The 26,622-nt window shown below is 61.3% G+C and carries 25 protein-coding genes and 1 pseudogene; 10 read left to right on the top strand and 16 right to left on the bottom strand.

The features are described from left to right. Nucleotides 1-89: 89 nt before the first annotated feature. From ACM5SV_RS04340 to ACM5SV_RS04310, 7 genes are all read right to left on the bottom strand, one after another. A complete protein-coding gene (locus ACM5SV_RS04340; RefSeq protein ID WP_222004449.1) occupies nucleotides 90-842 on the bottom strand; it encodes a metallophosphoesterase in 753 nt (250 codons plus the stop codon). Between the two features lie 70 nt (nucleotides 843-912). Beyond that, nucleotides 913-1,971, bottom strand: coding sequence for an ABC transporter ATP-binding protein (locus ACM5SV_RS04335; RefSeq protein WP_221975011.1), 1,059 nt, complete (start codon nucleotides 1,969-1,971; stop codon nucleotides 913-915). A 4-nt stretch (nucleotides 1,972-1,975) separates the two neighbouring features. Next, on the bottom strand, nucleotides 1,976-2,806 hold the full coding sequence (locus ACM5SV_RS04330; RefSeq protein WP_003553943.1) for a carbohydrate ABC transporter permease: 831 nt from the start codon (nucleotides 2,804-2,806) through the stop codon (nucleotides 1,976-1,978). Between the two features lie 4 nt (nucleotides 2,807-2,810). Further along, on the bottom strand, nucleotides 2,811-3,746 hold the full coding sequence (locus tag ACM5SV_RS04325; protein ID WP_033183885.1) for a carbohydrate ABC transporter permease: 936 nt from the start codon (nucleotides 3,744-3,746) through the stop codon (nucleotides 2,811-2,813). Nucleotides 3,747-3,841: 95 nt separating this feature from the next. Next, nucleotides 3,842-5,101 (bottom strand): ABC transporter substrate-binding protein, encoded by a 1,260-nt coding sequence (locus tag ACM5SV_RS04320; RefSeq protein ID WP_003553948.1) that lies wholly within the window; start codon nucleotides 5,099-5,101, stop codon nucleotides 3,842-3,844. Between the two features lie 35 nt (nucleotides 5,102-5,136). Further along, on the bottom strand, nucleotides 5,137-6,309 hold the full coding sequence (locus ACM5SV_RS04315) for a PLP-dependent transferase (protein ID WP_017996491.1): 1,173 nt from the start codon (nucleotides 6,307-6,309) through the stop codon (nucleotides 5,137-5,139). Beyond that, nucleotides 6,306-7,028 (bottom strand): FadR/GntR family transcriptional regulator, encoded by a 723-nt coding sequence (locus tag ACM5SV_RS04310; protein WP_221975012.1) that lies wholly within the window; start codon nucleotides 7,026-7,028, stop codon nucleotides 6,306-6,308. The genes ACM5SV_RS04315 and ACM5SV_RS04310 overlap by 4 nt, the downstream gene beginning before the upstream one ends. A gap of 221 nt (nucleotides 7,029-7,249) precedes the next feature. Here ACM5SV_RS04310 and ACM5SV_RS04305 point away from each other — a divergent pair, with 221 nt between their 5' ends. Beyond that, entirely contained in the window at nucleotides 7,250-7,528 is a 279-nt protein-coding gene (locus ACM5SV_RS04305; RefSeq protein ID WP_128407619.1) for a hypothetical protein, read from the top strand. Between the two features lie 376 nt (nucleotides 7,529-7,904). Then, on the top strand, nucleotides 7,905-9,527 hold the full coding sequence (locus tag ACM5SV_RS04300; RefSeq protein WP_419425076.1) for a carboxylesterase/lipase family protein: 1,623 nt from the start codon (nucleotides 7,905-7,907) through the stop codon (nucleotides 9,525-9,527). A 77-nt stretch (nucleotides 9,528-9,604) separates the two neighbouring features. On the opposite strand, the pseudogene ACM5SV_RS04295 reads toward ACM5SV_RS04300, so the two are convergent. Beyond that, nucleotides 9,605-10,435, bottom strand: a pseudogene (locus ACM5SV_RS04295) (SDR family oxidoreductase). Between the two features lie 110 nt (nucleotides 10,436-10,545). On the opposite strand from ACM5SV_RS04295, the gene ACM5SV_RS04290 reads away from it, so the two are divergent. Continuing rightward, entirely contained in the window at nucleotides 10,546-11,451 is a 906-nt protein-coding gene (locus ACM5SV_RS04290) for a LysR family transcriptional regulator (RefSeq protein ID WP_419425075.1), read from the top strand. Nucleotides 11,452-11,458: 7 nt separating this feature from the next. Here ACM5SV_RS04290 and ACM5SV_RS04285 read toward each other — a convergent pair whose 3' ends face one another. From ACM5SV_RS04285 to ACM5SV_RS04275, 3 genes are all read right to left on the bottom strand, one after another. Continuing rightward, nucleotides 11,459-12,349 carry a LysR substrate-binding domain-containing protein gene (locus ACM5SV_RS04285; protein ID WP_003553997.1) on the bottom strand — a complete coding sequence of 297 codons (891 nt, stop codon included), beginning with the start codon at nucleotides 12,347-12,349 and terminating at the stop codon, nucleotides 11,459-11,461. A 210-nt stretch (nucleotides 12,350-12,559) separates the two neighbouring features. Beyond that, nucleotides 12,560-13,375, bottom strand: a complete 816-nt coding sequence (locus ACM5SV_RS04280) for an endonuclease/exonuclease/phosphatase family protein (protein WP_003553999.1) — start codon at nucleotides 13,373-13,375, stop codon at nucleotides 12,560-12,562. A gap of 93 nt (nucleotides 13,376-13,468) precedes the next feature. After that, complete coding sequence (locus ACM5SV_RS04275) at nucleotides 13,469-14,932, bottom strand: phospholipase D-like domain-containing protein (RefSeq protein WP_128407615.1); 1,464 nt, start codon at nucleotides 14,930-14,932, stop codon at nucleotides 13,469-13,471. A 161-nt stretch (nucleotides 14,933-15,093) separates the two neighbouring features. Here ACM5SV_RS04275 and ACM5SV_RS04270 point away from each other — a divergent pair, with 161 nt between their 5' ends. From ACM5SV_RS04270 to ACM5SV_RS04255, 4 genes are all read left to right on the top strand, one after another. Next, nucleotides 15,094-15,735: a UdgX family uracil-DNA binding protein gene (locus ACM5SV_RS04270; RefSeq protein WP_222071107.1), complete on the top strand. Its 642-nt coding sequence runs from the start codon at nucleotides 15,094-15,096 to the stop codon at nucleotides 15,733-15,735. A gap of 142 nt (nucleotides 15,736-15,877) precedes the next feature. Next, nucleotides 15,878-16,132: a DUF2934 domain-containing protein gene (locus ACM5SV_RS04265; protein ID WP_026157615.1), complete on the top strand. Its 255-nt coding sequence runs from the start codon at nucleotides 15,878-15,880 to the stop codon at nucleotides 16,130-16,132. A 315-nt stretch (nucleotides 16,133-16,447) separates the two neighbouring features. After that, nucleotides 16,448-16,621 (top strand): hypothetical protein, encoded by a 174-nt coding sequence (locus ACM5SV_RS04260; RefSeq protein WP_419425074.1) that lies wholly within the window; start codon nucleotides 16,448-16,450, stop codon nucleotides 16,619-16,621. 172 nt (nucleotides 16,622-16,793) lie between these two features. Further along, nucleotides 16,794-19,511 (top strand): response regulator, encoded by a 2,718-nt coding sequence (locus ACM5SV_RS04255; RefSeq protein WP_128407614.1) that lies wholly within the window; start codon nucleotides 16,794-16,796, stop codon nucleotides 19,509-19,511. A 29-nt stretch (nucleotides 19,512-19,540) separates the two neighbouring features. Here ACM5SV_RS04255 and ACM5SV_RS04250 read toward each other — a convergent pair whose 3' ends face one another. Continuing rightward, nucleotides 19,541-19,918, bottom strand: a complete 378-nt coding sequence (locus ACM5SV_RS04250) for a hypothetical protein (protein ID WP_222004455.1) — start codon at nucleotides 19,916-19,918, stop codon at nucleotides 19,541-19,543. A 134-nt stretch (nucleotides 19,919-20,052) separates the two neighbouring features. On the opposite strand from ACM5SV_RS04250, the gene ACM5SV_RS04245 reads away from it, so the two are divergent. The 3 genes from ACM5SV_RS04245 to ACM5SV_RS04235 are packed head-to-tail and all read left to right on the top strand — an operon-like array spanning nucleotide 20,053 to nucleotide 21,443. Further along, on the top strand, nucleotides 20,053-20,367 hold the full coding sequence (locus tag ACM5SV_RS04245; RefSeq protein WP_003554014.1) for a hypothetical protein: 315 nt from the start codon (nucleotides 20,053-20,055) through the stop codon (nucleotides 20,365-20,367). 53 nt (nucleotides 20,368-20,420) lie between these two features. After that, nucleotides 20,421-20,711 (top strand): DUF3175 domain-containing protein, encoded by a 291-nt coding sequence (locus ACM5SV_RS04240; RefSeq protein ID WP_003554016.1) that lies wholly within the window; start codon nucleotides 20,421-20,423, stop codon nucleotides 20,709-20,711. A gap of 6 nt (nucleotides 20,712-20,717) precedes the next feature. Continuing rightward, nucleotides 20,718-21,443 carry a glutathione S-transferase gene (locus ACM5SV_RS04235; protein WP_419425073.1) on the top strand — a complete coding sequence of 242 codons (726 nt, stop codon included), beginning with the start codon at nucleotides 20,718-20,720 and terminating at the stop codon, nucleotides 21,441-21,443. Between the two features lie 133 nt (nucleotides 21,444-21,576). On the opposite strand, the gene ligD is transcribed toward ACM5SV_RS04235, so the two are convergent. The 4 genes from ligD to ACM5SV_RS04215 all read right to left on the bottom strand — a co-directional run bounded on the left by ligD (nucleotide 21,577) and on the right by ACM5SV_RS04215 (nucleotide 26,533). Further along, nucleotides 21,577-22,458 (bottom strand): non-homologous end-joining DNA ligase, encoded by an 882-nt coding sequence (ligD, locus tag ACM5SV_RS04230; RefSeq protein WP_419425072.1) that lies wholly within the window; start codon nucleotides 22,456-22,458, stop codon nucleotides 21,577-21,579. Next, entirely contained in the window at nucleotides 22,455-23,462 is a 1,008-nt protein-coding gene (locus tag ACM5SV_RS04225) for a DNA topoisomerase IB (protein ID WP_003554023.1), read from the bottom strand. The genes ligD and ACM5SV_RS04225 overlap by 4 nt, the downstream gene beginning before the upstream one ends. 15 nt (nucleotides 23,463-23,477) lie before the next feature. After that, nucleotides 23,478-25,634 carry a glycogen debranching protein GlgX gene (gene glgX / locus ACM5SV_RS04220; protein ID WP_419425071.1) on the bottom strand — a complete coding sequence of 719 codons (2,157 nt, stop codon included), beginning with the start codon at nucleotides 25,632-25,634 and terminating at the stop codon, nucleotides 23,478-23,480. Between the two features lie 104 nt (nucleotides 25,635-25,738). Beyond that, entirely contained in the window at nucleotides 25,739-26,533 is a 795-nt protein-coding gene (locus ACM5SV_RS04215; protein WP_128407611.1) for an SDR family NAD(P)-dependent oxidoreductase, read from the bottom strand. Nucleotides 26,534-26,622: the final 89 nt, after the last annotated feature.

Raw genomic sequence — 26,622 nt, 5'->3', positions numbered from 1 at the left:
AAGATCACACGGACGATATAGCCCTCATGGGCGATGCGGCAAAAGATTTTTCCGCTCGCAGCACGTGAGGAATGATCGTGCAATCCCTTTCATGCGCCCCTGTCTGATATCGGAACCGAGACCACATGTGAAACCAGCCTGCCGTCGCTGACCTCATGCATGAGGAAGGACGGAGCGTCGATCACCGAAAGATCGGCACGGCCGTCCAGCAGAAGCGGATTGGGCGGGCAAAGGGAGCCGCAGGTCTGGACAGTCATCGATCCCAGCCGGCCAAAAGCGTGTCGGTGAACATGGCCGCAGAGAATCGCCAGCGGTAGCCTGTCGATCGTCTTCAGGGTGCTGAGAAGCGCACTGCCGTTTCTGCATCCGACCTGGTCCAGCACCTCGATGCCGATCCGCAACGGCGGCTGATGCATGAAGAGAAGGGAGGGCGTCGTCACATCCGCAAGCGCGCTCGTCAGCCATGGCAGGTGCGGCAGGACGTCGCCGTAACTCTGACCGGCAACGGTCACATCGACACCGAAGAGGGTCAGCCCATCGACGGCTGTCCGGAAATGCATCGGTCCCGTCGCATTGATCCCCGTGCCGACAGCGACAAGTTCGGAGCGCATCAATTGCACATCGTCACCGTTGCCCGGCAACAGATGGACGGGGCAGTCCAGCGACCGCAGGTTTTCGGCGACAAGGCGATAGCCGTGCCGCCATCGGTCGTTTACCAGATCTCCGGTGACAACAAGCACATCCGGGCGGAACGTTTTCAGCCAACCTATCGCTCGCTCCAGCGTCCGCAGCGACGAAAGGTCTGGCCCCGCATGGATATCGGAAATCTGCGCAACGAGCATGTTCTGCCTCCCCGCCCCTGCCGGAGACACTATGCCGAAACCGACAGCATCGGGCTACCGGCCTAACCGTTCAATCGACGCGTTTTCCCTCGCCGTCGAACACATGCAAATATTGAGCCGGGAAGGCCACATTGACCTTGGGACCTGCCTTCAGCGCTTCGCGGTTCAGCGTGAAGATCTTGAACGGCAGACCATGCAGGGCAAGGTGCAGGATGATGCCGAAGCCTGTCGGTTCGACGAGTTCCACATCCGCGGCAAGCCCCGCCCCGCCGTCACTCATCAGCACATGCTCCGGCCGGATGCCGAGCGTCACCTTTGCGCCGTCTGAAAGCGGCAAAGGCTTTGCAAGCGGCACGATCGTGCCGTCCTTCAGCTTCACGCCGCCGGCATCATAGCTGGCCTCGAGGAAATTCATCCCAGGCGAGCCGATGAAGCCGGCAACGAAGAGATTGGCGGGGCGGTCGTAGAGTTCCAGGGGACTGCCGACCTGCTGGACCACTCCGCCATGCATGGCGACAATCCGGTCCGCCAGCGTCATTGCCTCGATCTGGTCGTGGGTCACGTAGATCGAGGTCGCCTTCAGGTCGCCATGCAGCTTCTTGATTTCGGCGCGCATCTGTTCGCGCAGGCGCGCATCGAGGTTGGACAGCGGTTCATCGAACAGGAAGGCCTTGGGCTGGCGCACGATGGCGCGGCCCATGGCGACGCGCTGTCGCTGGCCACCGGAAAGCGCCTTCGGCCTGCGTTCGAGCAACGGATCGAGGCCGAGCTTTGCGGCAGCCGCGGCGACCGCGCCTGCAATCTTCTCCTTCGCCACCTTCCGCAGCCTGAGGCTGTAGCTCATATTGCCGGCGACATTCATATGCGGGTAAAGCGCGTAGGACTGGAACACCATGGCGATGTCGCGGTCCTTGGGATGCAACTCGTTGACCCTATTGCCGGCGATGCGGATCTCGCCTGATGTGACCTCCTCAAGCCCGGCGATCATCCGCAGCAGCGTGGACTTGCCGCAGCCGGACGGACCGACGAGCACGACGAATTCGCCGTCCTGGATTTCCAGGTTGACGCCGTGCAGCACCTGCACATGGCCATAGGCTTTGCGGATATTCCGGATATCGATCGATGCCATTTGTTTAACCCTTGACCGCGCCGGCCGTCAGGCCCTGGACGAGATAGCGCTGGATGAGCAGGAAGAAGAGGCCGGCCGGAATGAGCGCCATGACGCCCGCCGCCATCATCTGCCCGAAATCCACCGAGAATTTCGAAACGAAGGTAAGAAGGCCAACCGGGAAGGTCGCCGCGTCATTGCCGTTGATCAGCATCAGCGCGAAGAGCAGTTCGCTCCAGGCGGCGGTGAAGACGAAACCGAGTGTGGCGGCGATCCCCGGCAGCGTCAGCGGCAGGATGATCTGGCGAAATGCCGTGAACTGCGTCGCGCCGTCGATCTTCGCCGCCTCTTCGAGATCCCTTGGGATGCCGTCGAAGAAAGACTGCATCAGGAAGGTGGCGAAAGGCACGTTGAAGGCGGTGTAGACGATGACGAGCCCGGTCAGGCTGTTGGTCAGATGCAGCGGCGACAGGATCTTGAAGATCGGCGCGACCAGCATGACCAGCGGGAACATCTGGGTCAGCAGCATCAGAGCGACAATCCAGTATTTTGCCCGGAAATTGAAGCGGGAAAGCGCATACCCCGATAGCGAGGCGCAGATGGTCACGGTGATGGCCGTCGAGGCCGAGACGATCAGGCTGTTCTTGAAGAAGGTCGGAAAGGCGCTGTGCCGCAGGACAAAGGCATAATGATCCCAAGTCGTGCGCGACGGCCACATGCGCACGCCCTCGCTATAGAGCAGGTCGTTCGGCGTCACCGAGACCTTGAGCAGCCAGAACAGCGGAAAGAGCGCGAAGGCGATGTAGCAGAGGATCGCCAGACGGTGTGCGATGGTGGGAATGACGGATCGTCTCATGATCTCAATCCTTGTTCAGCAGCGTCTGCCGGAGCAGGATGATCAGCATCGAATAGGCAAGCAGCAGTACGAGCAGCACCAGCGCGATCGCCGAGGCATAACCGAAATCGAGCCGCCTGAAGGCTGTCGTGAAGATGTAGCTGGCGACGATCTGCGTTCGGTCTGCCGGCCCGCCATTGGTCATGACGACGATGAGATCGGCGAAATTGGAAATCCACACGGTGCGCAGCAGCACGGTGATGGCGATCGTTGGCGCCAGAAACGGCAGGGTGATCGAGCGGAAACGCTGGAACCAGCCGGCGCCGTCGATCGACGCCGCCTCATAGAGATCGCGCGGGATCGCCTGCAAGGCGGCGAGCAGGGTAATGGCGAAGAAGGGAATGCCCCACCAGACATTGGCGACGATCGGCCCCCACATCGCATAGTTGGGATCGGAGAGGATATTGCCCGGCTCATGCATCAGCCCAAGGGCGAAGAGCCAGTGCGGGATCGGCCCGATGACGGGATTGAACAGCCAGGCCCAGTTGAGGCCGGCAAGAAAGGACGGCACGGCCCAGGGCAGGAAGACCAGCGCCTGGGCGATTGCCCGGCCCTTGAACGGCTTGTCGAGCAGCAGCGCCAGGATCAGCCCGAAAACGAACTGCAGGACGACGGAAGCGCCTGTCCACCACAGCGTGTTCCTCAGCGCACCGTAGAAGGCGGCGTCGCCTGAAAGCTCGCGGAAATGATCGAGCCCGATGAAGCCGCCGGAAAACGGATTGAGCAGCTGGATATCGCGGAAGGCGTAGGAAATGCCGACCGTCAGCGGCACCAGCATCACCGCAATGATCAGGATCAGCGACGGCGCGCTGTAGAGATAGGGCTCCGAAGCATCGGCAACGCGACGCAGCCATGGTCTGCGGTCGCGACGCATGTCGAGCGTATCGGCGGAAATGGTCATCAGCCAAAAGGTCCCGTTCGCGGCGTTCTGCGCCGTCTGTGTCATCAAAAAAGCGGCGGCGGCCTGTTCCGAGGCCGCCGCCGTCAGTCCGTCGCTTATTTCTTGGCGAGGAACTTCTGCTGCGCCTTGGTGAGGTATTCCGCCCACTGGTCGGCCAGATCCTTCGCCGAGATATCGCCGAGCATCGCCTGTTGCGAGGTCTTGATCGCTAGCGAATCCTTGAAGAAGGCGAATTCCTCGAGATAGGTCGGCATGACTGTTGGTACCGTGTTCGGGTCGGCCAGTTCCTCGAACCAGCCCTTGAACTGGTCACCGGCGTAGAAGGGATCCTTCTCGGCCGCCGTATAGGCCGGCAGGGCGCCGATGCGCTTGTTCCACTCGATATTGCCTTCCGGCCCTTCGAGCGTGGCGATCAGCTTCCAGGAGAGATCCTTGTTGCCGCTGGTCGTGAACATCGACCAGCCGCCATAGCCGATCGTCGGGAAGGACTTGCCGTCAGGCCCCTTCGGCAGCGGCATGACGCCGAAATCCTCCTTCTTCATGCGTTCGGCAATGGCGATCAACGCATCCGGATCCTGATCGAGGAATGCGCAGGTGCCAGAATAGAAGCCGGCGACGACCTCGTTGAAGCCCCAGTTGACGCTGTCCTTCGGCGCATAGCCCTTCTTGTAGAGATCGACCATCCATTCGATGCCCTTGGCCCAGCCGGGGCTGTTCATTGTCGAGGTGCCGTCGTCGTTGAAATACTTGTTCGAGCCGGCCATCGAGGCGGCGAAGATCATCCAGCCATTGAGGCCGCCCGCTCCGCCGCGCATGCAGTAGCCGTATTTGCCGGACAGTTTGGAAACCTTCTCCGAAGCGGCGGTGAATTCTTCCATCGTCTTCGGCGGCGCGGCGACGCCGGCTTCGGCAAGCAGCTTCTTGTTGTAGAACATCGCCCTGAGATAGAATCCGTAGGGCAGCATATAGGCGGTGTTCTTGACGTCGCGGCCGAGTTCGAGCGCGCGCGGCGTCAGCTCCTTGGTGTGCTCCCACTTTGCAAGGTAGGGCTCTAAGCTCTCGAGCATGCCGTTATTGGCATAGAGCGACAGCCAGGTATCGGGCATTTCCATCACATCGGGCACGTCGCCGGCAGACACCATAGTCGCGAACTTCTGGAACGCCTCGTTCCAGGGCAACGAGATGATGTCGACTTTGGTGCCGGGATTGGCGGCTTCGAACTTGCCGACGATCGATTTCAGCGTTTCGGTGCGCTCCGGGCTGGTGATGACTTCGACAAGCTTGAGCGTCGTATCGGCAAAGGCCGTGCCCGCCATCATCGAAGCAAAGATCGTCGAGATTATTAGTTTTTTCATGGCTCAGTTCCCCCTTATTAGGTTTCTCTCGGGTTTCAGGATTGTGAGGCGGCGGCGAGCGCCTCCTCGATGTCTCTCCACAAAGCCTCGGTTCCTTCGAGGCCGACATGGAGACGTACGGATCGCGCATGGATGCCGAAGGCATGTGCGGAATTCGGCTGTGCTTTCTGCTGGAGCACCACCTCGCCCGGTACGATCAGGCTTTCATGTCCACCCCAGCTTACGCCCAGTTTGAAGAGCTTGAGGTGATCGGCGAAGGCACGGATATCCACGCCGTCGCGGAATATGAAGGAAAACAGGCCCGAGGTGCCGATGAGGCCAGTGGGCAGACGGTTGGCGAGCCCCGGATGGCAGACCGTTTCCACCACGCCGAGCTTCTGAAGGCGCCTGGCGATTTCAAGCGCCGATGCCTCGTGGGCTTTCATGCGCAGCGGCAGCGTGCGCAACCCGCGGATCAGCAGCCAGGCGTCGAACGGCGAAAGCTTGCCGCCGAGATAGGGATAGGCCTCGGCCTTGACACGCGCGATCATCGCCTTCGAGCCGGCGATGACGCCGGCCACCACATCGCTGTGGCCGCCGAGATATTTCGAGGCTGAATGGATGACGAGATCGACGCCGAGCGTCAGCGGCCGCTGGAAGAACGGGCTTGCCCAGCTGTTGTCGATCATCGAGACGGCGCCATGTTGTCTGGCGAGTGCTGCGAGCGCGCCGACGTCATGCGCCTCCATCACCCAGCTCGTCGGGCTTTCCATGTAGAAGAGTTTGGCGCCGGGCAGCGCCTTGGCGACCGCCTCCTCGTCGCGTCCGTCGACATAGGTCACCTCGATCTTCATCCGCTTCAGGATGGTGCCGAACAGGCGAAAGGCATCGGGATAGACATGCTTGACGGCAACGATGCGGTCGCCCGGCTCGACGAAGCTTAAGACCGCCGATGAGATCGCCGCCATGCCGCTTGCAAAACCCAGCGCATCCTCGGCACCTTCGAGCTTGGCGAGCATTTCTTCGAAGGCACGCACCGTCGGGTTCAGGCCGCGCGTATAGATCGGCCGCACCCTCTCGCCGCGATAAGAGGCGATCATGTCGTCATAATCGGAAAAGGTGAAAAGCGAGGTCTGGAAAATCGGCGGCACGACGGCGTCGGCGAAGTTGCCTTCGTCGTGCGCCGTGATGAGGGAAGCAAGATCGAACGGTTCAGAGCCGTTGCTCATTTGGACATTTCCTTGATGTCTTCCTCGACGATATCGAGAATTTTCAATGTTTCGGCGCGCGCCGCCTCGGGATCCCCGGCAGCGATCGCGTTAAAAAGGGTGCGATGAAAGGGAAAGGACCGGCGCGCGAAATCCTGCCGGTCGAACGGATGCTCCCAGAAGCGCTCGAAGGTCTCGCGCATCTGCTCGAGAAGCTGGCGAAACAGCGGATTGTGGGTGGCGTCGTAGACGGCGAGATGGAAGGCCAGATCCTCCGGCCCGGAGGTACCCTTCTCCAAGTGCACCCGCTCCATCGCGTCCAGCTTTTCCTCGATGACGACGAGGTCTGTGTTCGTGCGCCGCCGGGCCGCGACCATGCCCGCCTCGCATTCGATGCCGCGTCGAACCTCCAGCGTCTGCAGCAGCACGTCGCGCAGATGAACCGTGTCGAAAGACAGCGGCATGTGGATCGTCGCCCTGGAAACCGGTTTCAGCAGATAGGTACCGCTGCCCTTACGCGTCTCGATGACGCCGAGCGCCTGGAAGTGGCGTATCGCCTCGCGAATGGTCGAGCGGCCGACGGCAAGGGCTGCCATCAACTCGCGCTCGGCCGGAAGCCTATCGCCCGCCTTCAACCTGGCTTCCTCGACATAATCCGCTAGCGCATCGGTCACCTGACGCGCGCGGTCCATGACTGGAAGCGGCCGGATCACCGGCCTGTCGCTGCTATTTGCCTTCATGGTTCCCCATTTTCTTGTCAGGCAGCCGACCTCTGTAATTGGTCTGACATCTTAGCATTTCTCAAAGATGGAAAGACGTCAAGGGGCGTTTGTTGGTCGGCCGGCCGCTCCACAATTCCCTTTGCACCTCCGAAATGGTTTCAGCGCGGCGCTTACCGCGGGCACGCAGTGGAACCGCCTCTCTCTTCAGGTGTTCCTGTCGATCAGCAGGGAGCTTTCAAATGACCTACGTCGCATCGCCAAGCTACGACCGTAACGACGCCAGCCGCGCTTCGAACCTTCGTCAGTGTCTCGAGACCGCCAGACGCCGCCTCGATGAGATATCGCACAACTCGGAAACCGAGAAAATTGAAACGCTCGTGGCTTCCGCCGTCGAGGCGGGTTGGGAAGAGGATGAAGTGCGCGAGGCCCTGAGCGCCGGCGACGAGCAAGGAAACAAGATGCCGGAGCACAAACCACCCGTCCCAACGATCGGCGTGGTCCCTTCGTCATCTTTTTGACAAGTGGCGGATGCTAGCGCGGTCCTGGCAAGCGGCGGGATCTCGGCTTATCTCGCCGTGTGATCACCTGTGCGGATAATGTTGCCCAATCGCCACCACCCAGGCGCCGATGGTGTTCCGTCAGGCATGCTCGAGACGCTCGACGTCCGGCGGGACCAAAGCGCGTGGAAGCGGCCCGCCCGGCGTCAGATCTCCTGTTCATTGGTGGCCGGTCGGCAAGAAAGACTCGTCCAACCCTCCGGCATGATCCTCTCTCCGGCAAACAGTCTGACCGTGGCGTGAAAAAGCGTCGGCGCCGACCTAGTTAGTCACCGACGGCCGGGGATGGCGGCCGTCGGACTTTTGAACTTACAATCAACGACAAGAGGATAAGTTGATGAAAAGGACGTTTCTATATTATTGCACTTTGATATCCGCGCTATCGGCGATGACGGCTTCTATTGTCGGCGCGCCCGCTCTCGCCGAAGAGTTTGTTGCTTCGCAGAGCAAGACGGTCGTCGAAACCAACAAGGGCAGTCTCGTCGGCGCACTCGACGATGGCATCTTTAGCTATCTTGGCGTCCCCTATGCACATGCCGACCGCTTCATGCCGGCGGAAGAGGTCGCGCCCTGGAAAGGCATCCGCCCCGCGGTCACCTATGGCGAGAACTGCTTCATCCCCCGCATGAAGGAAGTGGCCGGCGACGAACTCTTCAATCCGCACCGCTATCTGCCGATGAGCGAAGCCTGCCAGTTCCTGAACATCTGGACGCCGGCGATCAACGACGGAAAGAAACGGCCGGTCATGGTCTGGATCCATGGGGGCGGCTTCACCAATGGTTCAGGCATCGAACTGACCTCGTATGACGGCCACAATCTGAGCAAGGACGGTGATGTCGTCGTCGTCACCCTCAACCACCGGCTCAACGTGCTCGGCTTCCTCGATCTTTCCGCTTACGGAGAGAAATACAAACGGACGGGCAATGCCAGCGTCACCGATCTCGTCGCCGCGCTGAAATGGGTCCACGACAATGCCGCGGCCTTCGGCGGCGATCCCGGCAACGTGACGATTTTCGGCCAGTCCGGCGGCGGCTACAAGGTGCGCGCCTTGATGGGGACGCCTTCGGCGAAGGGCCTCTTCCAGAAGGCCATCGTTCAGAGCGGCTCCCGGAGCGATTCCGTCGTCGATCAGGCATCCTCGCGGAAGGTGGCCGAACTGACGCTTGCCAACCTCGGTCTCAAGGCTGAGGAAATCGACAAGCTTGCCGACGTCGACTACTACGATCTCCTTGCCGCGGCCGACAAGGCCATCAAGGACGCGACCGCCCAAGGCGCAAAAGACGCCCGCTACGCACCTGTTCAGGACGGGGACTACATTCCGGTGAACCCCGTCGGGACAGAGTGGGTTGACCAGGCCAAGGACATTCCGCTGATGGTCGGAAACACCCTCAACGAGTTCGAGACGGTGATCAATCACAAGGCGGGCGAGCTTCTTGCCGACAACAAGAACAACTGGGACGAAGACAAGTCCGAGGCCAAGCTGAAGGAGCGCTTCGCCGACAAATCCGACGCGGTCGGCAAGGCATTCATGGCGGCCTACCCCGAGAAAAAGATCGCCGACGCCTATTTCCTGGATCTGCGCTTCCGGCCGGGAGCCATCCGTGATCTCGACCTGAAGGCGAAGCAGAACGGGGCTCCGGTCTACTCCTACATGTTCGCCTACGAGTCACCGGTCCTGGATGGGATTGCCATGGCCTGGCATTGCTCGGAACTGCCCTACGTGTTTGCGAACGCCGCTCTGGTCAAGACGTCGACCGGTGGTGGGAGCGACGCCCTGGCGCTTTCCAGGAAGGTGAGCCAGGCCTGGGTCAACTTCGCGCGCAACGGCAAGCCGAGCGCCGAGGGCTTGCCCGACTGGCCGGCCTACACAACCGACAAGCCGGCGACCATGGTTCTCGACAAGTCCCGCGTGTCAGTCGATCTCGATCGCAAGCTGCTGCAGGCGGCGGGCGCTCTCTAACGAGATTTGCAGGATGGGACATACGGCGCCTGACGACATCGACCAACCGGCACCGGCGGCGCATTTGCTGGTCCCGATCAGGCATCGACATCGGCTGAAATCGTCACCTCCTTGAAGGCGTCGAGTTCAGCCAACCGCTCGACCAGCGCCTTGCGGATCGAGGCATAGCTGCCGGCGCCAAGCGCCAGCCGCTTCGGAGCCAAGTGTTGTTCGGCAGCCTCGATCATCGCCTGCGCCATCTTGACGGGGTCACCCTTGGCCTCGAACCTGCCGTCGGCGATAGCGCGGCGGATGTCGCCGGCCGGCGTCGCGTCATAGGCTTTCATCGGCCGCGGCGCGACCAGCCCGCGGCCAAAATCGGTCCGCGCCGGACCTGGCTCGGCGATGATGAATTCGATGCCGAAGGGGGCGACCTCCTGCGAAACGGCTTCGATGAAGCCTTCGATGCCCCACTTGGTCGCGTGATAGAGGCTGAAATTCGGATAGGCGATTTGCCCGCCTTCCGAAGACACCTACAGGATGCGGCCGCCGCCCTGCGCCCGCATATGCGGCAGTGCTGCCCGGATCACCTGGATCGAGCCGACCAGGTTGGTATCGATCTGATGGCGGATCTGTTCGTCGCTGACCTCTTCGGCAGCACCGAACAGGCCGTAGCCGGCATTGCTGACGACGACGTCGATCCGGCCCATCGCTCCAAAAGCGGCGTCGACGACCGAGCGCACCGTCCCATCATTGCTGACGTCAAGCGTCGCGATCCAGAGGTTGTCGCCGTAATGCGACTTCAAATCATCGAGCGCTGCCGGCTTGCGCACTGTCGCCGCGACGCGATCGCCGCGCGCCAGCAATTTTTCGGTCATGATGCGCCCGAAACCGGAGGAGGCGCCAGTAATCATCCATGTCTTTCCCATTGTCTTTACCTTTCATGCCGCGGCATTGCGGCTGCTCTTGAAGGTAAAGATAGATAAGCCTATTCCTGCTTCCATCCGTCGAATGCTGCATGAGTTGGTGAATTCTAGCCATGAATTACAAGCCGGGCCTTGCCGATCTGAGAGCCTTGTCTGCTATCGTCAACCATCGCAGCTTCCGCAAGGCTGCCGACGAGTTGGGCCTGTCGCCTTCGACGCTCAGCCATATGATGCGTTCGCTCGAAGCCAATATGGGCGTTCGGCTTCTCCACCGGACGACCCGCAGCGTGGCGGCGACGGAGGCCGGCGAGCGCCTCGTTACCCGTCTGACGCCACTGTTCAGGGATTTCGATCTGGCGCTCGAGGAGGTCAACGAATTCCGCGGCCATCCCAGCGGCACGTTGCGGGTCAATACCAGCGAGATCGCCGCGCGGGTGCTGCTCGATGCCGCCGTCCCGACCTTTCTCAGCCGCTATCCCGACATGTCGCTCGATCTCGTCACCGACAATCGGCTCGTCGATGTCGTTGCCGACGGTTTCGATGCCGGCATAAGACTTCGCGAGGCGGTGCCGCTCGATATGATCGCGGTGGAATTCGGCGGAGATACCCGCTTTGTTGCCGTCGCTTCGCCGGCCTATCTGGCAGCGCATCCGGCGCCGCAGACACCGGACGCATTAAAGACCCACGCCTGCATCCGCTTCCGGCTGCCAAGCGGCAAGCTCTTCCGCTGGGAGTTCGAAAAACACGGCCACGAGATTGCCCTCGACGTTCCGGGCGTGCTGACGCTCGACCATGTCGAGCTGATGGCGCAGGCGGCGGCAAAGGGGCTCGGCATCGCCTATGTCTCGGATCGCACCGCCCGGCCGTTACTCGAAAGCGGCGCGCTCGTCACGGTGCTGGACGACTGGTGTCCTGCCATTCCGGGCCTCTGTCTCTATTATCCCGGGCACCGTCACGTGCCGCGGGGTTTGCGGGCCTTCATCACGGTGCTGACCAAGGTCGAGCGTCACGGCAGATAGGCCGCCTTCAGAAGGTTTCGATCCGGGAGTTGATCCAGCGGACAAAGAACGAGGCAGGCGGAGCGAGACGTTCAAAACTGCGCGCGACCAGCCAGTAGGCGCCGTGGGCAACGGCAAGGTCGGACAGGCGAAGCAACCGGCCCGCCCTGATCTCTTCCTCGGCGAAGATATCGTCCATCAGTGCTATGCCCTGCCCGCGCAGGACCGCCTGCATGACCAGCCCGCCATCGGCATAGACCGGCCCCCGCGCGATTTCCGGCATGGCGATGCCTGCCATCTCGAACCAGCGGAACCACACGTCGCGGGTCTCCTCATGCAACAGCGTATGACAGAGCATGTCTTCCGGGCGGTCGATCGCAGGCCCTCCCTTGAGCAGCGCAGGTGCCGCGACCGGCACCATCCTGACATCGGCGAGATGCCCGCTCTCCGTCCTCGGCCAGGCGGTCACGCTGGCGCTGTGGCGGATGGCGATCTCGGCCTGTCCGCCTCGGAACTCGACCAGGCGTGAATCGGCGTCGATCGTCACGTCGATCTCAGGATGCCGTTCGCGAAACTCCGGCAGGCGGGGAACGAGCCAGCACGCCGCGAAGGAAGGTTCCACGCTGATCGTCAGCGCTGCCCTCGCCGGTCGGCTGCGGATTTCTTCCAGGGATTCGTCGATCCGGTCGAAGGATGACGTCAGGATCGCCAGCAGCTTGTTGCCCGATGCGGTCAAATGGACGCCGCGATGGCAGCGCTCGAAGAGCGCTTCGCCCAGCAACGTCTCCAGCTCGCGGATCTGCCGGCTGACCGCCGCCTGCGAGATGAACAGCTCCTGCGCCGCCAGCGTGAAGCTCTCGAGGCGGCCGGCGACCTCGAAACTCCGCAGAGCCGTCAATGGCAGGCGTCCGCGCTTCATCCATAACCTCAAGTCATTCGAGGCCGACGATAAGCTCGTTTGAAGGCGCGAGGCAAGGGGCGGCATATGATTGCGAAGGAGAGATATCGATGCGCAAGCGGATATTCGAGATCATGTTGAACGCCATCCGGCTTGTGACGTTTCAGCCATGGCTGAGTGAAAGCGCCGGCCGAAGTGACAACGGCGACAGCACCCGCTGTCGCCATGACATCAACCCGCAACCGGTTCCAGATCGATCAGCGCCTTGATCGGCAGGTGGTCGGAGGCGATACGCGCGAGCGGCGTATCATGTGCTTCCACCTCCGAGATGATCCCCTTGCGGTTGGCGATGATGCGGTCGAGCGCCAGAAGCGGCAGGCCGGCGGGGAAACTCGGGACGGCGGGCGGCAGCGGTCCGAAGGCGGATTGAAAGGTGTTGAGCGAAGACCGGTCGCCGAGCCGCCATTCGTTGAGGTCGCCGAGCAGGATGGTCGGCATCTCGTGCCTGTCGTTGATCAGTTCGACCAGCATGCGGGCCTGCTGGGCTCTGCTGTGGCGCAGCAGCCCGAAATGCGCGGCGATGATGCGCAGCACCCCGCCCTTCTCGAGTTCGATCTCGGCAACCAGCGCGCCGCGCGGTTCGAGCCCCGGCAGCTTGACCTGATGCACGTCATGCACCAGCCCCTTCTTGAAGAGCACGACATTGCCGTGCCAGCCATGCGCCTTCGCCATGCCGGCAATCGGGACCGCGATCAGTCCCGTTTCCCGCTCCAGCCGCCCGAGATCGAGAATGCCGGTGCGCTCGCCAAAGCGCGTATCGGCCTCCTGCAACGCGATCACATCGGCGCCGATTTCGTGGATGACGCGGCTGGTGCGCTCCGGATCGAAGCGGCGGTCGGTGCCGATGCACTTGTGCACGTTGTAGGAGGCGATCAGCGTCCCCGCACTGGGCGGCCTTGCCTCCGTATAGGCTGCATTGAGCCGCTTTTTCCTGCTCCTGATCGAGGCGAGAATGCTGGCGGGAAGGCTGTCTTTTCTGGCGTGCATCGGCAGGCGCACTTGTTCCGTTGATCGAAAAGGCTTGTCTCAGCAGTATAGGCGGGCAAGCCGGACTTGCCACGTCCAATCACAAAAAATCCTTCAGAGATAGGGCGACCCTAGCCATAGCACCTTCTCAAGCAGCCGCACCGGGAAGGGTCGTGCCTGCAGCCCCTCAAGCGTCACGGGCGTCGCGGTTTTCAAGGTTTCCTCGATGTGCTCGTCGATCTCGGCGGCGAAGCCCTCGTTCAGCACTTCGAGATCGACCTCGAAATTCAGCCGCAGCGACCGCGGATCGAGATTGGAAGAGCCGACATAGGCCCAGGTACCGTCGATCGTCAGCAGTTTCGAATGGCTGAAGCTGCCGGTGGAGCGCCAGATGCGGCAGTAATTCTTGAGGATCTGATCGAACTGCGCCGTCATCGCCCGGTCGACCAGCACGAGGTTGTTGAGCGCGGGCACGACGATATCGACTTCGACGCCACGCCGCGCCGCCGTCACCAGGGCGCTGATGAGTTCGCGGTCCGGCAGGAAATAGGGCGACATGATGCGGATCGACTGGCGCGCCACGGAAAAGGCGCCCATCAGCATCTTGTGGTTGGTCTCGACGCTGCGATCCGGGCCGGAGGCGACGACGCGCATCAGGATGGGATCGCCGGGACTGCGCTCCGGCGGTTCGATGCGCCAGGGCTCGTCGTTCAACAACTCCTGCGTCGAGAAGCGCCAGTCTTCGGCGGCGAGGTCGAAAAGGTCGGCCACGACAGGGCCGGTGACGCTGAAGTGCGTGTCGTGGGCAAAGCTCTCGCCTGTTGCCTCCTCGCTGAAGCCCGCCCTGATGTTCATCCCGCCCGTCAGCGCGATTTTCCCGTCGACGATCAGGATCTTGCGGTGGGTGCGCAGATTGGCATAGGGCAGCCGTAAACCCATGATGACATTGCCGTTGAAGACGGCAACGGTGACGCCGCCTTCCCTCAGATGGCCGAGAATGCTCGGCACCGAATAACGCGCGCCGACCGCGTCGATCAGCACCCGGACTTCCACACCACGGCTGGCCGCCGCAATCAGCGCATCGGCGATGCGAAGGCCGACCGCATCGCGGTCGAAAATATAGGTTTCGAGCAGGATGCTGCGCGCCGCCTCGTCGATGGCGGTCTTCATCGCCGCATAGGCCTCGTCGCCGGTTTCCAGCACATCGATCGTATTGCCTGAAGTCAGCGGATTGCGCGTCACTCGGTCGCCGAGCGTCTGCAGCGCCGCGAAGCGGCGGCCGAACTGGCTGATCACCGTCTCTGCCTCGGCATCGAAGGTCTCGAGTTCGTCGAATTCGGCCGCAAGCAGCAGCGCGTCGCGCCGCACGCTCAACGATTTGCGGCGGATGCGGTTGATGCCGGCAATCGCATAGAGCACCGCGCCGATGATCGGAGACAGAATGATGACGCCGACCCAGCCAATCGCGGCGCGCACCTCCTCCTTGGTCATCGCGGCATGGATCGCCGCGGCAGCCCCCATGGCGATCGAAACGACAAAGAGGATATGCGGCCAGTAGGTCGACAGGAGATAGAACATCGCTGGCGAATATAGCCGCGAAACGCCGGCGATCAATCACAACGCTGTTCTCTCATGACGCGAAATTTTTTGCCGTGACCATTTTACCGCCGCCGCCCGCTTCACCGCGGGAACAATGCCGGCACAGATCGATTGATCCCGAGGAGATGAGGGTCGCCATCATGACCATAGCCGCAAATGTCGGTCCCGCCTGGGCGCTTGAAGTCGCGAATGCCGACAGCATTGCCGAACTTTGGCATCAGGCCGAAGACTGCACCCGTTGTGATCTCTACAGGAATGCCACGCAAATCGTCTTCGGCGAAGGTTCCGGGAAAGCCGAGATCGTCCTCATTGGCGAGCAGCCGGGGGACCAGGAGGATTTGACCGGCAGGCCCTTTGTCGGCCCCGCCGGCCGGCTGCTCGATCACTGCCTCGAAGAGGCCGGTCTCGATCGTCAACGCTGTTATGTCACCAATGCGGTCAAGCACTTCAAGTTCACGCCGCGCGGCAAACGGCGGCTGCATGCAAAACCGAATGCCGGCGAGATCAGGCGGTGCGCCTGGTGGCTCGGCGCAGAGCTCAACATCCTGCGGCCGAAGCTCGTCGTGACGCTCGGTGCAAGTGCGCTGTATGCGTTGCTTGGCCCGAAAGCAAAGCTGACGCCGGAGCGCGGCCATATCCTGCATCCGACAAACCATCCGCCTGTTCTGGTCACCATCCACCCCTCCTATCTCTTGCGCATCCGTAACGAGGCGGACCGAGACCAGCAGCGCCGGGATTTCGTGTCAGATCTGCACAAGGCCGCGGAGTTTCGGCCCCGGTAAACCTCGATTCTCAACCCTAATATGCTGCGATGCGAAATATTTCCGGTTGCGGCGCGATTTCGCTTGAAAGAGCTCCCCTCCTCTGGAACCATCCGAGCAGTATCGCGTTCGAACGACGGCATCATGTGACTGGAGATCAGCGATGGCAGAAACTCGGGAAGAGTGGATCAAAAAACGTGCATACACCCTCTGGGAAGAAGAGGGATATCCGACAGGGCGAGATTCCATTCATTGGGAACAGGCACGAGACGAGCGCGACGCGCTCGAGGGCTCTGCTGCGTCTTCCAACGGCAAGGAAGCCAAACCCAAGGCGAAGCGCAGCGTGACGGGCAGCAAGGCCAACGGCGTCGTGACACCGGCACCGAAGCGGGCTGCAAGCCGCAAGACGGCGTCCTGAACACTGGATTACCGAGCAAGTCTATTAAAAAGGGCGTCGTCGCGACGCCCTTTGATCTCGTTTTGTCATATGCCTGAATTAGTTTTGCTTTAGGGATTCCACGATGGGCTTCCATGCGGGGGTGAACAGAGGCCGAATGACGCTGCAAGCTTTGAGGCTTCCGAAAAAAGTTGAATCTTCGTCCGATAACCGGGAACAAGAAGGTGCGATGATTGTTTATGGCGCAACGAGGAAGTTGCCATGAAGGACAGTCATACCGAAATCCTCTTTTTAGCCAGCAGCCGCGCTTCGACCGCGATCGTGTGAGGGATGGAGATGTCGCTCCTCATCGTCGCCGCGCTGCTCTACCTCGGTCTCGCCCTTGGCTTCATCCTTGTCGTCGATAACCTCGTCGGACTGGTTTTCCGCGATCCCCGTGCGCCCGCGCAGTTGCCCTTCTTCCACATCGGCCGCGCTTTGGTCGCTTCACAAAAGCTCAATCGAAAATAACCTCCCGGGCACCGCCGCAAACCGCGAAAAGCGTTGAACACCCGGCAGTCAGGGATATTTCGATCGCGCCCTTTTCCTCCCATCGTTAGCCTCTATGTTGAAGCTTTGGAAGGGCTGGACCCCGAGCCGACCGATCACATCGGTGCGGCAGACGACAAGGAAGCGATTTTGAATGAGAAGCGTCGGGGACGGCTGGCCGAGAGGTGGAGGCGAAATCGGCGAATTGTTACGGCATCCGGATTTCCACGCCGTCGGTCTCGGTCCGGTCGAAAGCTGGCCTGCCTCTCTCAAGCACGTCGCCGAAATGGTGTTGAATTCCCGCCAGCCCAAATTCGTCGCCTGGGGTCCGGATCTCGCTTTTCTCTACAATGAAGCCTATGTGCCCGTTTTCCCCGAGCGGCATCCCGATGCCCTCGGACGACCCTTCCGCGAGGTCTGGGCAGATATCTGGGAACAGTTCTCGCCGATCGTCACCAGCACGCTCGAAGGCAGTTCGCAGCTCTTCAAGGAGCTGCTTATCCCGATGCGCCGCGACGGCCGTACCGAAGACACCTGGTTCACCTTCTCATACACGCCGCTGCGCGACGATGACGGCAGGGTCGCCGGCATCCTCTGCGCGGCCCTTGATGTTACCGACCAGGTGTCGGCCAAGCGCGGCGAACAAAGCGCGCTGGAAGAACTGCGTGCAAAATCGGAGGCACTTGCGGTTGTCAACCGGGCGGGTGCGGCGATCACCGCCGAGCCCAGTGTCGAACGCCTCACCCAGATTGTCGTCGATGCCGGCGTGACGCTGACCGGCGCGGAATTCGGCGCCTTTTTCTACAATGTCGATGATGGCGAGGGTGGCAGCTACATGCTCTATGCCCTCTCCGGTGTCGATCGGAAGAACTTCGAGAAATTCCCGATGCCGCGCAATACCAAGGTCTTCGCGCCGACCTTCAACGGCGAAGGCATTATGCGCTCCGACGACATCCTGCTCGACCCGCGCTACGGGCAGAATGCGCCGCATGCTGGCATGCCGAAGGGCCATCTTCCCGTCAGGAGCTATCTTGCCGTGCCGGTGAAATCACGCGACGGCGGCGTCATCGGCGGCTTGTTCTTCGGCCACGGCCAGCCCGGCCGTTTTTCCCAAGCGGCCGAGGCGAGCCTCGTCAGTCTCGCCGGCCAATCGGCCGTCGCGATCGACAATATCCGGCTTTTCCGTGCCGCCAAAATCGAAATCGACCAGCGCCGCAATATGGAAGATCAGCTGCGGAAACTTAATGAAATGCTCGAGGTCCGCGTCGCGGCCGAGATTGCCGAGCGCCAGCAGGCCGAAGCAGCGCTCCAGCAGTCGCAGAAGATGGAATCGATCGGCAAGCTCACCGGCGGCGTTGCCCATGATTTCAACAATCTGCTGCAGGTGATCTCAGGCAACCTGCAGCTTCTGGGCAAGGACGTGGCAGAGAGCGGTCGGGCCAAGGAACGCATTTCCAACGCGCTTGCCGCCGTCGAACGCGGCTCGCGGCTGGCAAGCCAGTTGCTCGCCTTCGGCCGCCGGCAACCGTTGGAGCCGAAGGTCGTCAATATTGGCCGTCTCGTCACCGGCATGGACGACATGCTGCGCCGCGCGCTCGGCGAGGAGATCGAAGTCGAGACCATGGTCTCAGGTGGGCTCTGGAACAGCTTTGCCGATCCGACCCAGATCGAGAACGCACTGCTCAACCTTGCGATCAACTCCCGAGACGCGATGGCTGGCCCCGGTAAGCTGACGATCGAGGTCGGCAACGCCTTCCTCGACGACACCTACAGCCGCACCCATCCTGAAGTCACCGCCGGCCAATATGTCGTGCTGGCGGTTACCGATACCGGATCCGGCATGATGCAGGAGGTCATAGAACAGGCCTTCGAGCCTTTCTTCTCGACCAAGCCGGAAGGCAAGGGTACCGGTCTTGGCCTGTCGATGGTCTATGGCTTCGTCAAGCAGTCCGGTGGCCACGTGAAGATCTACAGCGAGATCGGCGAAGGCACGACCGTCAAGCTCTATCTGCCCCGCTCGTTCCAGAGCGAGGATCGCATCACCAATGTCGACAGCGTGCCGGCGACCGGGGGCACGGAAACCATCCTCGTCGCCGAGGATGACGAGGGTGTGCGCACGACTGTCGTCGAGATGCTGACGGATCTCGGCTACTACGTGTTGAAGGCCAAGGATGCGCAAAGCGCGCTCACCGTGATCGAAAGCGGCGCCCATATCGACCTGCTCTTTACCGATGTCGTCATGCCCGGGCCGTTGCGGAGCCCGGAGCTTGCGCGCATGGCACGCGAGCGTCTGCCTGACATCGCCGTGCTCTACACATCGGGCTATACCGAAAATTCGATCGTCCATGGCGGCAGGCTCGATCCCGGCCTCGAACTGCTCTCCAAACCCTATACGCGCGAGGAACTCGCCCGCAAGATCCGCCACGTGCTTACCATCAGGACGCAACGCCGCCAAGGGGCGAGCGATGCCGCGGTGGCCGCTCCCAAACATCCCGAGGTCGCCCGTGAAAAGCTGAAGCTGTTGCTGGTGGAAGACGACGCCTTCATCCGCATGGATACCGCCGAGCTTTTGCAGGATCTCGGCTATGACGTCATCGAGGCTGATAGTGGCGAACGGGGCGTGGAAATCCTCCGACATACCATCGTCGACATCATCGTCGCCGATGTCGGCCTGCCCGGCATGTCGGGTCAGGCCTTTGCCGCGAAGGCGCGTGAGGCCTTTCCTTCGGTCGGACTGGTCTTTGCCACCGGCAACAGCAGCCTGCCGGATGCAAATCATCTCCCCGGCTCGGTGCTGCTGTCGAAACCTTTCAGCAGCATAGCGCTCGACCAGGCGGTCAAGAACGCCGTCCAACAACGGCCTGGCGTGTAGGCCAGTCACGATATGCTACAACTTTTGCTTTATGCGTCGGCGCCGTCGAGCTCAGGATATTTCCGCATCAGATCCACCTCGCTGGTGCAACTTTCGTCGCGCGCCGTCAGCTCGATCGAGATCGTGTCGGCAGGGTTGAGACGGCCATCATCGTGATGGCTGCCGCCATCGTGAAAACTGCCATCGTCGTGATAGACGGGAATGCGCGCACCGCTCTGACTGACCAGCACGGCATCACGCTCGAAGCCCCTCCGTAGCAGCCAGTCACGCGGCGCCATCAAACGGATGTCGACCTCATAGGCACGCCCCTTCCCGTGCTTGAGGCTGACGGTATAGATGACCGGTGATACCTGGCCGTTCACGTCAATCGCACCGTTTCCATCGGCTTTGACGATGTGTTTTTCCATGTTCTCGGCTGCTTCTTATGCACATCGGAAACCTGACAAACCCGGCTTTTGTTCCGAATTCGGCCCAATGACCTGGGCGGGAACTTTTGGGCTCCGTACCGGTTCAGTCCCTTTGCAAACCACAGGAGGCCGAGATGCCGAGAGGTGATAAATCCGACTATACCGACAAGCAGAAGCGCAAAGCCGAGCACATCGAGGAGGGCTACGAGGATCGCGGCGTCTCCGAGAAGGAAGCCGAACGGCGTGCTTGGGCGACCGTCAACAAGGAAAGCGGCGGCGGCAACAAATCCGGTTCCGGCCGCGGCAAGAAGGATACGCATGAATCCTCCGAAAAGGGCGGCCGCGTCGGCGGTGCGGCATCCGCCGCACGCTCGAAGGAGGAACGTTCCGCTTCCGCGAAGAAGGCCGCGGCGACGCGCAAGCGTAACGAACACCACAGCCACCATTGACTAGGATGCGGCAGCGGAGGCTTTCCGCCAGCCACACGGGGAGTTTTAGACCCATGGCCAAATCGAAAAAGAAATGGTCTCAGGACGTCACCGAACGCAGCGATGCGATGGACCTGAAGGAAGGCGTGTTCAAATCGGACGATCCGAGGAAGATTGCCCGTTCCGTCAAGCACTCCGCCGAGGAGAGTGATCGCCGCAAGTCGAGCCCTTATCGCGCTGCCATGTCGATGCTGACCTTCTACATTAACCGCGCGGGCGACCAACTGACGAAAAAGCGGCGCGGAACCCTTGAAAAGGCCAAGGACGAACTGCGAAAAGACTTTGGTCGTAAACCGAAGGATTGAGCAGCCATGGCATACGAGCTTTATTATTGGGACGGCATTCAAGGCCGTGGCGAATTCGTGCGGTTGGCGCTGGAAGAAGTCGGCGCCGCATATATCGACGTTACCCGCCAGCCCGGGCGCGGCACCGCCGCCATGATGGACGTGATGGAGAGCGAAAGCGAAACGCACATTCCCTTTGCGCCACCGTTCCTGAAGGACGGCGACCTTATTATACCGCATGTCGCCAACATCCTGTTTTATCTCGGACCGAAACTCGGCCTTGCGCCTGAGGATGACGGCCTTCGCCATGTCGTCAACGGCCTGCAGCTGACCGTCACCGATTTCGTCGCCGAAGCGCATGATACGCATCACCCGATCGACATGTCGCTTTATTACGAGGACCAGAAGCCAGAGGCAAAAGCCCGCTCGGCCGCCTTCATCCGCGACCGCATTCCGAAATTCCTCGGTTATTTCGAGCGGGTGCTGCGACAGAACCCGAAAGGCCCCAACCATCTGGTCGGCGATGCGCTGACCTATGTCGACCTCTCGCTCTTCCAGGTAATCGAGGGCCTGAATTACGCCTTTCCGAAAGCCATGACGAAGCGCAAGGCGGAATATCCCTGCCTCTTGGCTCTGCATGACGCGGTCGCGAAGCGTCCGAACATCGCCAGCTATCTCGCCTCCGCCCGCCGCCTCGCCTTCAACGAGGAAGGGATTTTCAGGCATTATCCTGAGCTGGACGGTGCCGGCTGAGACAAGAGAAATTTCAGGAAAAGTGCGAAGCGGTTTTCGCCAGGCAAAGCGCGAAGCGGTTTTGCCGGGACTGCGTAAAAGTAAAAGGATAGAGCGGCTTCTGCGCTTCCGTTAAAGCCGAACTAAAAGCCGTTCATTCCAGCGGAACGGCCGCATCGAAGAAATTTCCCCATGGATGATCCTTCGGCCGGGTCTCCAACCGTTGCGGCACGTTGGCGAGCGTGAAAGCGGCCGGACCGCTCACCTCGTTCAATTCTGACCAATCCAGCGGCATGGAAACCGGCGCGCCCGATCGTGCCCGCGTCGAATAGGCCGCGACCGCCGTGTTGCCGCGGCCGTTGCGGAGATAATCGATGTAGATATGTCCACCGCGTTTTGCCTTTGTCGCGGTTGCCAGATATTTGTCCGGCGCATCGGCCGACATGCTTTCGGCCAGTGAATGGGCGAAATCCTTCACCTCGGCCCAGCCGGCCTTCGGCGAAAGCGGCGTCACCACATGCAGCCCCTTGCCGCCCGACGTCTTGACGAAGGCAGCCAGGCCGCGGGCTTCCAGCCGCGACTTCAATTCAAGCGCTGCTGCTATCACCGCGCTCCAGGTCACGTCTTCGCCGGGATCGAGGTCCATGGTGACCATATCGGGTCTTTCCCAATTGTCGGCCGTTGCCCCCCAGGGATGAATTTCGAGCACGGCCGACTGCACCAGCGCCACGAGACCGTTGAAATCGCCGATGCGCAGCAAATTTTCGCCGTCCGCATCCTGCGGGTCGGCGATCTCCTCGATGTGCGGATTCATGCCCTTCCAGGCATGTTTCTGGAAAAATCGCTGTTGGCCCTTTATGCCGTCCGGCAAACGCAACAATGCCAAGGGCCGGTTGACGACATAAGGCGCCATGAATGGCCAGACCGCCGCGTAGTAATCCGCCAGCGCCTGCTTGGTCACGCCCTCGTCCGGCCAGTAGAGCCGGTCGGGATGCGTCAAGGATACGTCCGATGCCGGCGTATGTCTGGGGCTCATTCTTCGATCTCGCTTGTGAGGAAATCAAGTAGCCTGTTTTCCTCGGCCCGCAAGCCCCGCAGCGGCTCGTTGCCAGTCTCGATCAGCGGATGATCGTTGCCGGCGAGCGCGATGATCGCGGGATGGATATAGCTCGAGCGCGAGATCGCCGGTGTGTTGTGTAGCGCCTCGGCCGCGGCCTCCGACATCTGCTTCACGGTCGGCCGGCCGCCACCGAGGATCGTCTCGCGCGCCGCTCCGAAAGCCGCCAGCGATCCGGCCCAGGTGCGAAAGGTCTTCGCCGAAATCGGAATGCCCGATATCTCGGCCAGATAGGCGTTCAATCGCCCGGAATCGATTGGCTTCAGCGTCCCGCTTTCGTCCTTCCAGACGAAGAGTTGGCGGCCTGGCAGGTCGGCTATCTCCTCCAGGATCTTCTGCAGCCTGGGATGCTTGAGACTGCGCTGGACGCGCTTGCCACCTTTCGCACGGAATTTCAGTTCGATCTGCCCGTCGACGATCTTCAGGTGGCGTTTTAGCAGCGTCGTTGCGCCATAGGTGCCGTTCTCCCTGACATAGGCCTGATTGCCGACGCGTAGGTGCGCCTCGTCGAGCAGCGTCGTCAAGGCCGCAAGCACGCCATTGACATCCTCTGCACCGGTATCGAGATGGCGCAGCACGGTGCGGCGTATTCGAGGCAGCGCCCGGCCGAACTCGATCAATTGATGGAATTTTCCCGCACTTCGGAAGGATTGCCATTCCTTATGGTAGCGGTATTGCTTGCGCCCGCGCGCATCGAAGCCTGTCGCCTGCAAATGGCCGTTGTCGTAGAGGCAGATCCAGACATTCTCATAGGCTGGGGGCAGACCGAGCGCGCCTATGCGCGCCCGCTGCAATTCGTCGGCAAGCGTCGTACCGTCGGGCATCACATAGCTGAAGCCCTTACCCTTCCTTCGCCTGCGGATGCCTGGTTCGGTGTCGCTGACATAGACAAGACCAAGGTCGGTGATGGCTTCGGCATTCATGTTCTCTGCGACCCGTTACTTACTCCTGCGGCCGAACTGGAACCAGCGGCGACGCTCGGCTTTTGTCGCGCCTTTCGGCGGCTCGGTTTGTCCCTTCGGCGCGAAGACCGCCACGCTCTGGGCATAGACGATGACCGGATTCTCTGGTTCGCGCACCTCGAAAGAACCCGTCTCCGAGCCCGTGTCGAGAACCCTCGACCACTGTTTCAGCCCATTCACCACGGGCAGATGAACCTCGCAGTCGCCACCTGCATTGAAGACGAGGAACAGGTCGTCCATCTCCTCGGTGTCCGGTGCATGCACGCTCCTCGAGACGTATACGCCGAGTACCTGCAAACCGTCGTCGTTCCAGGCCCCATCGTCCATGAAACCGCCGTCCGGCTTGTACCAGGCGATCTCGATGCGCCCGTCGTCGGCTGTCTCTCCGGTCAGGAACCGCTCCTGCCGCAAGACGGGATGGGCCTTGCGGAAGGCGACGGCCTGCCGGCAGAAATCGAGGAAGGGGTCGTCGAGCCCCGACCAATCCGTCCAGCCGATCTCGTTGTCCTGGCAATAGGCGTTGTTGTTGCCGCCTTGGCTGTTGCCCAGCTCGTCGCCGGCAAGGATCATCGGAACCCCTTGGGAGAGCATCAGCGTCGCCATCATGTTGCGGCGCCGCCGCGCCCGAAGGCTGTTGATGTCCTCGTTATCCGTCACGCCTTCGGCACCCATATTGTCCGAATGATTGTCCGAATGTCCGTCCCTGTTATCCTCGCCGTTCGCGTCATTGTGCTTGTCGTCGAAGGAAACCGTGTCCATCAACGTGAAGCCGTCATGGGCCGACAGCAGATTGATCGATGACGTCGCGCCGCGATCCGAGTGGTTGAACTGTACCGCCGAGCCGGTGATGCGTTGCGAGATCTCCGAGACCATGCCGCCATCGCCCTTCCAAAAGCGACGCACGTCGTCACGAAACTTGTCGTTCCACTCACGGAAGGGATGTGGAAAGCCGCCAACCTGATAACCGCCATCGCCCACGTCCCAAGGCTCGGCGATCAGCTTGACACCGGCAAGGATCGGATCCTGGCGGATTGCGCCGAAGAACAGGCCCTGCCGATCGAATTCCATATCCTGGCGGCCGAGCGTGCTGGCAAGGTCGAAACGGAAGCCGTCGATATGCATGACGCCGACCCAGTAGCGCAGGCTGTCGAGCACCATGCGCATTACCATGGGATTGGCGGCATTCAGCGTGTTTCCGGTCCCCGTGGTATCGAAGGTGTGGCGCGGATCGTCGGGAGAGAGAATGTAATAGCTCGCATTGTCGAGCCCGCGGAAGGACAGCGTCGGCCCTTTCTCGCTGCCTTCGGCGGTATGGTTATAGACCACGTCCATGATGACTTCGATGCCGGCGGCATGGAACTTCTTCACCATGGTTTTGATTTCGGTGATCTTGTCGCCGGACATGTAGCGTGATTGCGGCGCGAAGAAGCCGAGTGTCTGATAGCCCCAATAATTGCGTAGGTTGTTTTCCAGGAGATAACGATCGTCGAGGAAATATTGGATCGGCAGAAGCTCGATCGCCGAGATGCCGAGCTTGACGAGATGGTCGATGATCGGATCGCTGCACATGCCGAGAAAGGTGCCGCGTAGCCGGTCTGGCACCTTCGGATGGATCATCGTCAGGCCGCGCACATGCGCCTCGTAGATGATGGTGTCGGGCCAGGGACGGCGGATCGCCTCTTCACCCGCCCAATCGAAGTCCGGATCCTGCACCACGCCCTTGACCATGAAGGGGGCGCTGTCACGCTCGTCGAAGGAAAGGTCGTCCTCGCCGATCTGGTAACCGAACAGCGCGTCATCCCATTTAAGCTCGCCCGTCACTTGTTTGGCATAGGGGTCGAGCAGGAGCTTGTTCGGATTGAAGCGATGGCCGGCTTGTGGGTCATAGGGGCCGTGGGCGCGATAACCGTAGACCGTGCCCGGGCCGACGCCGGCGATATAGCCCGACCAGATGTCGCCTTCGCGCTTCGGCAACGGCAGCCGGGCAATCTCGTTCTTTCCGTCAGGCGAGAAGAGGCAGAGCTCCATCTGTTCCGCATGGGCGGAGAATACCGCGAAATGGGTGCCAGAACCCGTATACTCCGCTCCCAGCTCCGGCTTGAGGAAGTCGAGTTCCGAAAATGAAAAGCTCATGGTGCCCCGCTTGGTGAAAAGAACAAGCGGGAAACGTCACGGCGGTTCGAAAGTTCCCTTTTTTAAAAAGGGAAAGCGAGGATCTTGCCCGCCGATCGAGGCGTTCACGGCATCAGCTGGCCGCCATTGACCTCGATGATCTGGCCGGTGATGTAGCCCGACAGCGTCGGCGAGGCGAGGAAGAGATAGGCGCCGACGCAATCTTCCGACGTGCCGACGAAGCCCATCGGGATCGACTTGCGCTGCAGCTCCATCTGCTCGTCATTGGTATAACGCTCGTGGAAGGGTGTGGCGATAACGCCCGGCGCCACTGCGTTGACTCGGATCCGGTCGGGGACGAATTCCTTGGCATGGCCGCGCGTGATCGTCGAAACGAAGCCCTTGGACGCCGCATAGAGGATCGCACCATTGCCGCCGCCATTGCGCGCAGCGATCGAGGTGGTGTTGATGATGAATCCACCCTGCTTCTTCAGCCAAGGATGCGCCGCACGTGTTGCCGCCAGCACCGAGCGGGCGTTGAGGTCCATGACCGCGGCATAATGGGCGTCGGTATATTCCGAGGTCGGCTTGCGCCCCAGCATGCCGCCGGCATTGTTGATGAGCCCGTCGAGATGACCGAAGGTCTTCGCCGTCTCCTCGACGACACGCTCGGTCTCGCCTTCCCTCGACACGTCGCCCTGGATCAGGTGCACGGTGCCGCCGGCAGACCGGATCTCGTCTGCAAGCTTCTCCGCCGGTTCGCGGCTGGCATTGTAATGCACGCCGACCTTGGCCCCTTGAGCCGCAAAGGCGCGGGCCAGCGCCGCGCCGATCCCGGTCGAGGCGCCGGTGATCAGCACGGCCTTGCCGGACAGGTCCGGCAGCTTGATGGATGCGAGCGATTGCGCAAGTTCGACCATGGCGACGATTGCCTCCCGAATAACCAAGGACATAGGTGATGAAACGACTAGGAGAAGTCTTATCAGGGGAAATCGGCGAAGGGCAATGC

The organism is Rhizobium sp. CRRU65 (assembly GCF_048551595.1).
GTDB lineage: Bacteria > Pseudomonadota > Alphaproteobacteria > Rhizobiales > Rhizobiaceae > Rhizobium > Rhizobium leguminosarum_J.
The sequence above is the reverse complement of the archived record's forward strand: the minus strand, read 5'-3'. Positions and strand labels throughout refer to the sequence as shown.